Raw genomic sequence first — 12058 nt, 5'->3', positions numbered from 1 at the left:
GTTAAGAGCTGGGCCGATCGCAAAATGGCAGTAGGCACTCGGCCTGGCCGTTAGCGGCTCAGATAACTACGCGATTTTGGGGTCGCGAAGCTCTCGGCTGGAAGCCAGCTCGGTAGCCGATCCATAGCGTTCAGGACGGCGCTCCTCCTGGCGTCGAACCTTGCGCGCAACAGGAGCGGGAGCGCCTCCGGCGCCGGCGCGGCTGCACCCTATCGGCACCGTGCCAACACGCCGGCATGTCGCATTGCAGCTGGTCGACGCCAAACAGGGGAACCCATCGGGCAGCGCCCCCGCTGAGCTCCGTTGCTACGGCGACCGAAGAACCCTTACCGCATCCCAGTGTAAACGAGTCCGAAAGTCATGTAAGGCGCCGACGCAACTTTGGATCTCCTTCGATCGAGATAAGGAGCGGTCAGCAGCAACTGGAAGATGGCCCGAGCAGCCATGTATTGCGCTGCGGGCCGGCTTCTCTCGCTCCAGACTAACAGAACGTTTCCGCATGGACCTGAAACAGACCACCGCCCGCCGCGGCCGCGCCGGTGGATCCAAAGATCAAACAGGGCAAAATCGCCGACAGGCATGGCGTGAGCACCATGGAGATAAGCACCTGGAATTAGACAGCATACATTACAAATCCGACACACCAACTTTCGGCTATTGTCAGAGTTCGAGCCCCGGTCGAAAATAGTTGAAGCTTAAAACATAGTCTGTACTCTAAGATCTTCGCTACCGATCTCTGCTGTTTCACGGAAAGCGTGAACTGAATGTCACCTTCCTCTACCGACAAGATCGCGCTCTTCATCGATGGAGCCAATCTCTACGCGACCGCGAAAACCCTGGGCTTCGACATCGATTACAAGCGTCTGTTGAAGGAGTTTCAGAGCCGCGGGACGCTGCTTCGGGCGTTCTACTACACCGCGATCATCGAGGATCAGGAATACTCCTCGATCCGGCCGCTGATCGACTGGCTCGACTACAACGGCTACACCGTGGTCACCAAGGCGACCAAGGAGTTCATCGACGCCTCCGGCCGCCGCAAGGTCAAGGGCAACATGGACATCGAGCTCGCCGTGAACGCCATGGAGCTCGCCGAGCACATCGACCAGATGGTGCTGTTCTCGGGTGACGGCGACTTCCGCTCCCTGGTCGAGGCCGTTCAGCGCCGCGGCGTGCGGGTCACCGTGATTTCCACGATCGCGAGCCAGCCGCCGATGATCGCCGACGAGCTGCGCCGCCAGGCCGACGTCTTCACCGACCTCGTCGAGCTGCAGTCCAAACTCGGCCGCGACCCGTCCGAACGCCCCGCCCCGCGTGATCGTGAAGCGCGTGGACACATGCCAAAATTCTTGCAGGAGCCGAAGGGAAATGACCCACACGACTAGACCCTGAAGGCGGCGCCCGCATGCCGCAAGCGCGGCTCGCGGTGGGCATGTTTGTCGCTTGAGATATGTTGGCGTCGGCTCGTTGTCGCTTGCATGAAAAGGGCGGCATCCGGCATTATGTTTTTGCTGGCGAGGCGAACCTGCTGTGACTCTGAAGAACCCCGACGCTATTGCCGTGATCCTGACCGCCCTCCGGCTTTCTCACGGCGACGAAGCTGCACGAGCCATGCTGGTCGGCGGCATGAGCCTGGCCGCGCTGATAGAGACGATGTTCTCCGCACCGATCGGGCGACGCGATGCCGTTCACAACATCGCACGTGCGTTGGACGACTTCGCCCTTTCGCCGGAACTCGGTCCGGTCTGGCACCTTCGCTACGTTTACGAAAGTCATGGCTCGTTTCGCGTCGTCGATATGGAGATTGCGACGCCAACCGGCACGCTGTCCAGTAAAGACGTTTGGCTTCGTCTGCCCGTCTAGCTATCTCGCCACCTCTGCGATGTGGCCGGTGCTGTCGACGATTAGCGAGCGCGCGGTGCTTTCCTTGACGGCCTTGTAGGTCTTGATCTTTCCGGTCGGCACCTCCTTGGATCTGCGAGTAGCCTGCGGCGCGAAGCTTAGCGATGATCTTCTCAGACGTCAGGCAGAACGCGGACGAACATGACCAAACCACCATGAGGGCAGCCTGACGAAAGATCGCAGCACTTGCCCTCCCTGCGCGCTCGCCGCCATCGGATGGCGCCTTAGCTTAACCGCCGACCGGCCCCGACAACGTCTCCAAGCCGGCCTCGATTGCCTCGATGTCCTGCTCGATCTGCGCAATCGACAACCTGCAGTCAAAGCCCGCCCAGGCTTTCAGGTCTCCGGCAAGGCGCCGGCGGTGCATCCTCAGCTCCTCAAGCGACTGGCGGTCTTTCAGACTCGCGTAGCCGTCCACAATCAGCTCAATCGCACTCGACATGACGCTACTCCACAAAAACAATTCGGATCTAATCGGATGAGCTTAGTGCAAGCCGAAAGGCTGGCGCAACTTCTACGCTGGCTTCTACACCCAGGCCCTTTTGACTGCAGGGCCCAACCAAGCTTTCGGCAAAATAGGTCAAGATCGTTGACGAGTTGGCAAGGGAGTGGACGCAGTCCTGAGGCAGTGAGCCTGACGTATTGAAATCCGCAATTTACCGGTGGTAGTGTTCCACTTTTGCTACTCGCGCTATTTGCTCTGACGCCATCCTGATAGTGCTTTTTTTGTGCTGGGGAGGACATTTATGCGAGGCTCTCGCGCAATCGTTTACGCCGAACGACTTAGCGAACTCACTTCTCAGCTCTCAGAATTGGAATATCTTCGAGGCCTGGTCGAAGAAGCAGAGCGCCGCGCTCGCGGTGTGCCCCCATTACGCTTGACACATCCTCCTTCGCGCCGCCTTCGAACTCGTAAACCGGGCGCCATGTCTGTCCGCCTCCGTCGCCACGCGCCACTAGCGCGGAATGCAGGAGCTCTCAGGCCCCCTGACAACGACAACCAAGTCGATCGGACTTTGCTAGAGCCATTCCCCGACGGATGGTGGGCTTCCTCCTAAAGCCACTAGAAGCGCTGACTCGACGAAGAGAGCGATCCAATGCTGGCGGCCCACCCACCCTGAGGAGCAGACGGGTAGCCACCATTCCAGCCCGCGGGTGCCGAGGCTGGTCCGACCGCACCTATCAATTCTGGACCACCCTTCGCCAAACTCCTGCAACCTGCAACGGCGAGAGTGAGACAGGGAAGACGGTCAGCACGACCTGTGCGGGCTTGAGGTGAGCAACTGCAAAAGCGAATATCACTTGTCGGCGAGAACACCGGCGTCATGCGGAGGTCATTTCGTAAAGATTGGTTTCAACACCTCAGGAATTGCGATGACGAAAAACGACACCGTGTTCGACACGATGCGACCTGATCCAAACGGACGGAGACAATGGGCCGGCCGACTGGGGACGCGCGAGGCAATAAAACGGGATGGCCTAGAGCTCGACCCTGGCTCGCTCGTTTACTGTCCCCACGAGTGGATCAATGCCGCCGGCTACGTTGACCTCGAACTGGTCCGCAAATACCCGCTGATGTTCGCGGTCTAAAGTCGTGACGAACCAGAGCCGACGCGCAAGCGATCCGCCGTCCGACGAACCAGCGACTCGACGGCTGCTAAGCCGAGCGGTGAAACGCAGGCGTCCAAAGCCGCCTGTGGCACCTGTGCCGTTCGGCACTGAAACAGATCCCAACCGCGAATTTTCCCGGGTCGAACCGGAGGCCGTTTGGTTCTTCGTCTTCTTGCCGATCTTCATGCTGCTCTATTCGATCGTCGAGAAAATGCACGTGAGATAGCAAAGAGCTAAAGGGTCCTGGTCAGAAGAATCCAAAATGCGCGTGCTCGCAATGTTTCTCATCCTCGGAATATGCATCGCCTCGCCAGCGGCCGGACGTCGGCGGTGGGCGACACCTCACATCTGAGCCTCCCGCCATCCACCTGCGCAGCCCCGGTCGAGTGCACCGGCAGGGGCTGGTTGGCTTGAGGGCCGCTAGGCTGGACCGCGGCACGCCCGGGATAACAACTCAGTGAATGAAACTGTCTGCTGGACCCGCGAAGCACCCTGGAAAAAGACCGAGCCGACTTTTGTCCGCGCGACTTAAGTGGAGATGTCAAATGCTGACACTCAAAGTGATTGTAGCTGCTCTGGCCGCGGGATTTCTGATTTCGGTTTATTCCGGAGACTTCGGCGCCGATATCGTTCTCGCTATTGCCACGTGCCTTCCGTAGTTGTGCGCGATTGCGGAGTCGCGGCCCGACGCGTCCTAGTCCGGTATGATGCGCCGGGCCTAACCATTCCCTGCTTTCCCCGTAAGGTTTGGCTGAGTCAGAATAGTGCGATTCTACAAGCGGCTGATACGTCTGCGTCTTTGTGCAGCGCTCCTTGCGCTTCGCAGCAAAAGGCCATACCCGCGGCCACACGTTTGACGGACGCGATATACCTCCCAAGCTCGGTCGCGATCTCGACCCTCCCTTGATCATTTTGATCAGCGTCTGTACCTCGCCCTCGGTCCCACTGCTTAGGTTGGTGGTTTCGCACGCGCCAAGCTCCGGTTCGCGGGAGAATAGCAATATCGTTCCGTTCTTGGAACAAAATGCCCACTGCAAGGATTTCGGTTCCACCGAATTGTATTTGTCAACGAGACCAAGCTGGGGCAGAATTTTCTGCACCGGGGCTGGCTGCATATTTCACTTGGTCCTTTTGACCCGGCTTCATTTGACCACGCGGGGCCGCAGCGATTTAACCACCCGCTGCGGCCTTCGCCGTATGGCCGCCAGCGTGACCGGCGGGCCGAAAATGGCCGCTCGACAAAGCGCCTGGTCAGCTTTGCTTCCCATGCATGCAGGAGATCACGAACTCCCGCTTTGCGCGACCTTGTCCCTCTCCTCTTTCGCCCGCACTCGAAAAACCACGTTCGGTAGCAAGCTACTGGCATTTTTCCAATTTCTGAGGGTTGCGAGGCGCGCCCTGCTGAGCCTGTGCAGCGCCTCCGACCAAAGCCAGAGCAATGGAAGCGGCCTAATCATTCTGCGCACTCCTACCTGCCGTCGATCAAATCGCTACAAGAAAATAGTGGCACCTGCCTCGGCATCGCTCTCAATCAATGCGAGCAGAAAGACCCTCGACTGCCCTTGGATTGTAGCATGGCAATGCTGGCGTGAGCCGGCGGGCTTTGGGGTATATTTTCTAAAAGCGAACTGAACCCCCACACCGCGCGCCTATACTGATCAGTATCCGGGATTTTTGCTAATCCTCTCCCGGGGCTGGACGGATATCAGGCCGCCGGGACAAGGTATTGTTTGCCCGGCGGCTTCATCTTCGTTTGTCGGCTCAGGGGAGCGCCTGCGAGCGTGACGCGGCGGACGTTCAGGCGACTTTTCCCCACCTAAAACAAGCGGTCGCTCGCGCGTTCCGAGCCACCAGGAATCGATAATTTGCGAGATACCTAAGATGCCAGCTTTGCTGGCGGCAGGCGCGCTCCTCGGCACACGAAATGGTCCGGCCACTATCCGCCCCACAGTCCTGCGGAATGGCTGGCTGACGCCATGTGACCTGCAACATCGAATACTTGAACGGCTGTTGCGATCGCAAGGTGGACGTGCGGCTCGAGACACTCCCGCAGGATCAGCCGTGGTCGCGCGTCGGCTTGCGCCTGGTCTGCTCAGACCGCGGCGCCGCAGGATCTGTGCATATCGTCCCGAACTGGCATGACAGCAGCGGGCAAGTCAGGCCAAGCATAGGCTTGAGGTTTTGATTCCAGCGATGAAGCACGACACCGAACGCCCTTTTGCAGATCCAAAAGCCGCAGGCCGCCAGCTCGTCCAGCTGGCTTCGGGCATCGAGGCGATACAGGACGGCAGAATCCATATCGAGAAGATCAACTACTCCTCCCTCTACACGCTCCAGGGAAGCGGCGCGGAGTTCGGCGCCGGCATCAGGCGCGCTGTCGAGAAGGGCTGGCTGGAGCTGCACGAGAGCGGTACCTACGTGCGGCTGCTGAAAGCCGTAGGAACCTAGCATCACTGCCCGGCTTGCTGTCTCGCTAGCTCTCTTCCTCGAGCTGGCGGAGCGGCCCCCGCATCAACCCTCAGGCCCCCAAGCCGGGATCGTCTCGCGTTCGAGCTTAGCTTGGCTCTTGTTTCGTGCGGCCAATTCCTGGTCCAGGGCCTTCAAGCGAACGAGGAGATTTTCAACGATCTCCATGCAATCGGAATGCCGCAATGATTGCACGCCGCGCGCTGCCAGCTCGCGCTCCGAGATAGTCGCCCCGATGCTTTGGATGCTCACAAATCCCCCCGCAGAAAACATTGCCCCTCAGGTGCACTCAAGGGAAAGGCCGCAGCGTGGTTCCAGCCCCACTGCGGCCATCCCGGGCAACTACAAATAACTTGGTCTCAAATCTCGCCGGTGTTCCGACAGTAGAACACCCCGTTCCGAAAATGGACTCCGGACAACTACCGGTGGCGCCTTGTCACATTAGAGCGAACATGGCACGGCTTGCTTTCCCGCCCCTAATGCTCTCGGCTGCCCATCCAATTGCGGATTTGAGCGCCGGGAGTGCTAGGCCGGCCAGCGTGAACCGGCGAAAGAGGCCGCCTTACTGGCGGCCCCTCGATCGTTCTCTAGTCCACGCAGGACTGCCACGGTGCGCCGGGCCTGCCGCGAGTAACGCCTCAGAGAGTGACACGCTGGTTTAAGTTTTTACGCCAGCCTGAATCATGCACTTAGTGCGTGAGCTTTAAAGGACTGCCGTGAGCGAGGCTTCACAGGGGAAGGCCTGCTGTAGTTCGCACCCTAACGGTCACAATCGACGGTGTTGCGCATCACGGGACATATTTCGTCCAGAACTCCATCGTGTACCTGCAGTCGGCGCTTGGAAGTAAGGCAACCCACGTGGGAGGGGTGCCGCCAGAAATGACGGCCAAGCTGCTCCTGTCTGAACTCGTTCGCACCGGCGCTGGGGCAACGCACTAAGATCAGAACCAGCTGCGGTTATTTTGAAAGCACGCCTGTTTGGTGCGGTCCCAGATGAAATCCCCGCCGCCGCAGGGTGGACGGGGGCGAGAGGTCGCCGGGCATTCGTTCCGAACCTTGGCTCCCGTGCCCCAGCCGTCAACGACACATGCGCCACCGGTTGTCCTGTGACAGCCCTCGCCACAGCCACCCGCTGCGTGCGCCGCACTAGCAGCAGTGAGAACCGAGGTCGCGAGGAGCATTCCTTGTAAGATTTTTATCACTGCCAGACTCCTTGAAGCGAATGACCGGAGCGAGAAGGAAAGATCATAACTCCTGCCGTGACGCTTAGCTACGATCAGCGCGGCGCGAAGTTGCCCGGCCCCGCGCGAACCGATCGACGATGCGCTCCGCTGTTCAAAGCTGTTGATCTAGCATTTTACAACCTGTGGAAAAGGAAGCCAGGTCAGCGCAGCTGTATTTTTCGAACCATCCACCTGCGCCCGTACTGGGACGTTCTGTTGCGGAGACGCGTGTGAGCCACTTTTTCTCAGTCCTGCTATTGCTGACCACGTTGATGCTTACGCTGTGTTTTGGCGTCGCAGCGTGGCGCGTTTCCGATGAGGCGGCGCTGGTAAGGCCGTAGCAATGGCAGTGCCGCAGTATCGGGCACTGCTCAGATAGGTGACCTGGGCTCAAAACGCCCACGCCGGCGCTGGGCCTGCAGGCCTGCGTATGTGTTGTTATGGAAGGACGGGCCGATTGGATTTCACGAGCTTGTCTATTTTGAATCGAATTAGCAATCTTGTGAACTAAATCACTGCATAATCTTCCGTTGTGCTGTTAGGATTCATTTATTGATTTGCCAGGATGCTCAACGCAAAAGATCGAGCGCGACCGCGTCGTGATGTTCGCGCGAAGCAGATTTGATTCTGCCGGCTTGTGTGTGCCATTCCGACGATTCAGGTGTCGGATCAAAGTCGCCGCGTAAGAATGTTCATTTGGAGGAAGCCAATGAACGAAACCTTCTTACCCAAGCGTTTAACCTATTGCTGTCGTTCAGTGCCGTTGAGAACACTCGTTGCGACCTTACTGGTTGCTGCGCCTGTCGCGCTTGCGTCTGCGCAGACCGTTGCTCCCGCGGAAGGCGCGTCGAGCGGCCAAAATAGCACTATGCGCATCAATCGAGACGACGAGGGCGCCCCCCTTTCGCTCGAGGCCGTCCAGGACGGGGTCAAAAACTTCGGATTGCGCCGGGCGGGCGTTGGGCTACCTAGTGCGACGAGCGCGGATGACACCAAACGCCGCGACTTCGGGCCGACCAAGTCTGACGAATCAGTGGCGGATCGGTTGGTTCCCCCTGTCGATCGCAAGCCGCCGCGCGATGCACTTCCGCATCGGGGCACTGAGGCGACAACAGTCCAAACGGAGGCGCCCAACAGGCCGCTCTCTGCGCCAAAGGATCGCCCGAAGCCTCCGGCCAATTATCCTTCGCGCGGCGCGTCGGATGTCCGATCGTTTGAGGCCTATCGGCTTGGGTTCTCGGGAGGGACGACGACACCGGCCACCGGGATCGACCCGCGCATACGATCGGATTTAGCCGCAGGGGAGCGGACTGAGACCTATGCCTTTCTGCTGATGGATTTCCTGCCGGACGCGGCCACGGAGCGCACGCTGATGAGCGAGTTCGGGGTCGCATCGCTCGGGCTGCATGGGACAGCACTCAAGGTCCGCGTCCCCCTGCAAGCCCAGGCGTTGGAGGGTATTGCCAGATTGCCCGGGTTTAGATCACTGGCTTACCCCTTGCCCGACCAAAAATTAGCGCCGGAGCTGAGATCTGCCATCGAGCGTTTCGGGGCCGAGGTGGTTCGATTTCCAATTGTCATCAGCCTGTTTGAAACTGATCCCAAAACTTCGTTCGCCGAACGGGTCCAAGCTACGGGTGCGGAGGTCGGTCGCTACGACCCGGTGTTGCGGAGCTATGAGGCTCTCGCAACACCCGAACAGATCCGCATTCTTTCCGGTTTGGATTTCATCCTGTTCATCGAAATCGAGCGTCGCAGCGGCGGCGGACACGATCAGAGCATGGCTACGAATGGCGTCGATTACATCCGAGCGTCCGGCTTCCTGGGTGCCGGAACTGTGTTGGGCTTACTCGACACCGGCGCCATGTTGGGAAGCGCGGCGGCAACCATGCACCAAGACCTCAACAAGAACGGTTGCGGGATTAATTTCACGAGCGACGCTGCGGGCGTTTGGAATGATCAGAATGGCCATGGCACTCACGTCCTCGCAACCATCTCCGGAACTGGGGCTGCGAAAGCGCGGTTCCGGGGCGTCGCAACTGCGGTCGGTTCGCGTGAGCGCATCCGGGTTGGAAAGATCTGGAAATCGACCAACACTGGACAAAACTCTTGGTTGCGGGACGCAATCGACTACATGGCGGACCCGACCAGCTGCGACGCGCCACGCCCCTCTGTCATCAATCTGAGCGGTGGGGCGAGCGGATCGGGACAGACTGGAACCGATTCCGAATCGCGCAAGCTCGACGCCCGCGTCTGGGAAACACGCCAGGCCTACATCGTGTGCTCCGGCAATAACGGCCCGGGCGCACAATCGATCTGGTCTCCCGGCGTGGCCAAGAATGCTCTTACGGTCGGAAACGTGCAGGACGCGGGATCGAGCTTGGTTGGCGAACTGTCCGGCAGCAGCAGCCGCGGCCCGACCGGCGATAATCGGATGAAGCCAGACCTCGTTGCAACAGGTGCTGTCGTGACCTCCGCGCAGGCGGGAACGACGGATGGTTATGTGGATAAGAGCGGATGCAGCATGGCAACGCCACATGTCAGTGGCATCGCGACGACGTTGCTGGAGCACTATCCTGATTTCAGAGATCGACCGCACTTGCTGCGTGCCCATCTCATGGCTTCCGCTACGCTGCATTCGGACGAGGTCAGTCCGGCGAACAACACCGGTGGCGGACGCAATGATTTTGGGCTCGGACGCGTCTCCGATTATCAATCGCATTGGGCGCGCCTCGACCCCAACGGCTGGAGCGGCCATTGGGCGTGGATGACAATCACCGACAAGTCTTGGGGCTTCTTCGACATCGACGTGCCTCGGGGTACCAAGCGGGTCGTCGCTGTGCTTACTTGGGACGAGCCCGAAGCGAGCGCAGGGGCATCACAGGCGGTGACATACGATGTTGACCTGTGGGCCGATCCCGGCGCCAGTTGCACGCCGGACGCAGTTGGACAATGTGGTGGCTGGGCCTCGCAGTCTAATATCGACAACGTCGAATATCTCATCATCGACAATCCGCCTTCTGGCGTTCTCCGGCTCAAAGCAATCAACTGGAGAGCTCCCTCATTTGGCTTGCCGGTGGCAATCGCAGCTAAAATCATTCGCGGCGATCCAACGCCTGCGATTTCGATGACGGCTACGCCGAGCACAACGTCTCCCGCGATCGGCTCGACCTTCACAATCAAGACAACCATTTTCAACCCGAGTTACGAGGCATATGGGGTTCAGGTGTCAGCGGCGGCGGGGTCTAGCGGTCTAAGCCTGCTCGGGGTCTCGACCACCCGCGAGGATGGCGTGGCGATGGATTTTTCAAATGCGGCCAGCCTCACACTTGGCACTGTAACGGAGGCCGATACGCGCTCCGCCATCTGGAAATTCAGTGCCACCTCGCGAGGCCCGCAGACCGTCCGCTTCAGCGGCCGGTCCAACAATGGCGGCACCGTCTTCAAGAGCGTGACTGTTACACCTTGAGCACCCAGGACTGAGTTTGACCAAGTCGCCTGAGACATTCACACTTTGCTCTCAGCTCAGAGTTCACGGTCGCCCGACTCACGAATGAATAGTTGTTGACTCCAGGGGAGAGCACGCGAGGGTTCGAGACGATAGCCCGAATAGCGGACCTCTCCGAGATCAGCAGCTTCGGACCAGAGGCCGACCTTCCGCAGAGATTTTCGGATCCGTCAGTTAACGGATTAGTAACGGCTTCTTGCCAGCCTGAATCATTGCAGATCGTCGCAACTGCGACTTCAGAAGCATATCGTCTCTCTCAGTTCATACCTGCTCGGTTGGCAGTCTCATCAAGGGACAAGTCCGCTATGTGCAAGGGAATTCTGATTTCGCTTAGTGCGCTGTTCTTTTTGCTGGTTTGCGATCAGTTCTGGTCGAACGGCCGCTATACGGACGTTGCTATCGTGATGGCGAAACACATCAGTCGCTCTTTCGGTGTCTGATGCCGCCAGTTTCACGAGCTCGAAATGACTGTCGCAGATGCTCTTGACGCATTGAACCAGAGAGAATGCCCGGATTGCTGGTCAAAAAAGATGTTATCTGGATTGCGGGTTGACATTGCGGAGCACTTGGAATGCCTCGCCTGTGAGGCACGCTTTTACGTTGCTCCGCGACCTCCACATGCCATAGTTTTCATCCGACAATAGGTCCATGCGAGAATCAACAAGCGCTTGCATTGGTCAACAGCGCCTGCCGTCATTGCCGACCACCTACCTGCAGCCGCGGCAGATCGTAAGCTTGCGCTGCAATACCTCATCTACTTGCTCAACCAGGTGCTGTGCCGCGATGTTGTCTGCCCCCGAATTGGGCTAGGAAGGTCTTGCTGCGCGGGACTTCATGGTTCGCGCCGCGTAACCTGACGTTTTACTATCGTCAACCGTGCCGACGCTAAAGCCATCGTAGTCCCCGGCTGGGCTGAGGACCGACGCAGGCGCGCCGATCAATGGTGTAGACAAAACCTTGTTCGACGCTGCCGGCCGGAGAGCGTCGGTCCGCGATGACGGCCCGCCATTGGTCTTCGCCGAAGGCCTTGGATTCTTGGCCGGCGCCGGTGGCGACGATACTTTGGCCGCCGCCGTTGTCGGCCAGGCATTCTTAGGGGTGGCCGGAGTGCCGGCTCCCGTTCGCTCGATGGCGGAGCGAGCGGAAGCGGCGGAGCGACTAAGGTCTGACCTATGGCGGCGCCCTGCTACCAAACGCCAGCAGACACGAAGCCAACGACCAACAGCGTCGCGCTTTTCATCCGCGTCATTCAAACGGCTTTGGTTGACCATTGAGTAACCCTACGCGGTAGGCCGCAGCGCGCTGATCTTTCCAGTTAACCGTTAGAGCTCGTCGGACTCCTCGGTTTTCG

At 59.2% G+C, this 12058-nt stretch carries 7 protein-coding genes; 4 read left to right on the top strand and 3 right to left on the bottom strand.

The window, feature by feature from the left end; translation table 11 throughout:
• The first annotated feature begins 764 nt into the window (after positions 1–764).
• Together AC0L30_RS41625 and AC0L30_RS41620 are read left to right on the top strand one after the other, a co-directional pair.
• On the top strand, positions 765–1382 hold the full coding sequence (locus AC0L30_RS41625) for a LabA-like NYN domain-containing protein (protein ID WP_473406684.1): 618 nt from the start codon (positions 765–767) through the stop codon (positions 1380–1382).
• A gap of 145 nt (positions 1383–1527) precedes the next feature.
• On the top strand, positions 1528–1860 hold the full coding sequence (locus AC0L30_RS41620; protein WP_007601852.1) for a hypothetical protein: 333 nt from the start codon (positions 1528–1530) through the stop codon (positions 1858–1860).
• Positions 1861–2128: 268 nt separating this feature from the next.
• Here the strand turns inward: AC0L30_RS41620 and AC0L30_RS41615 are convergent, their stop codons facing one another.
• Both AC0L30_RS41615 and AC0L30_RS41610 read right to left on the bottom strand, forming a co-directional pair.
• Positions 2129–2341 (bottom strand): hypothetical protein, encoded by a 213-nt coding sequence (locus tag AC0L30_RS41615; protein ID WP_007601850.1) that lies wholly within the window; start codon positions 2339–2341, stop codon positions 2129–2131.
• Positions 2342–3378: 1037 nt separating this feature from the next.
• Positions 3379–3696 carry a hypothetical protein gene (locus AC0L30_RS41610; protein WP_354171570.1) on the bottom strand — a complete coding sequence of 106 codons (318 nt, stop codon included), beginning with the start codon at positions 3694–3696 and terminating at the stop codon, positions 3379–3381.
• Positions 3697–5703: 2007 nt separating this feature from the next.
• On the opposite strand from AC0L30_RS41610, the gene AC0L30_RS41605 reads away from it, so the two are divergent.
• Positions 5704–5958, top strand: a complete 255-nt coding sequence (locus tag AC0L30_RS41605) for a hypothetical protein (RefSeq protein WP_007601846.1) — start codon at positions 5704–5706, stop codon at positions 5956–5958.
• 959 nt (positions 5959–6917) lie between these two features.
• Here the strand turns inward: AC0L30_RS41605 and AC0L30_RS41600 are convergent.
• The gene (locus tag AC0L30_RS41600; RefSeq protein WP_083870004.1) at positions 6918–7157 is read right to left on the bottom strand and encodes a hypothetical protein; all 240 of its coding nucleotides are present in this window, start codon (positions 7155–7157) and stop codon (positions 6918–6920) included.
• A 751-nt stretch (positions 7158–7908) separates the two neighbouring features.
• Here AC0L30_RS41600 and AC0L30_RS41595 point away from each other — a divergent pair.
• On the top strand, positions 7909–10668 hold the full coding sequence (locus AC0L30_RS41595) for a S8 family serine peptidase (protein ID WP_473406683.1): 2760 nt from the start codon (positions 7909–7911) through the stop codon (positions 10666–10668).
• Positions 10669–12058 lie beyond the last annotated feature (1390 nt).

This window comes from Bradyrhizobium sp. MI1.11 (genome assembly GCF_055811255.1).
Note: the sequence above shows the minus strand (reverse complement) of the source record. Positions and strands in the feature narration are given on the sequence as shown.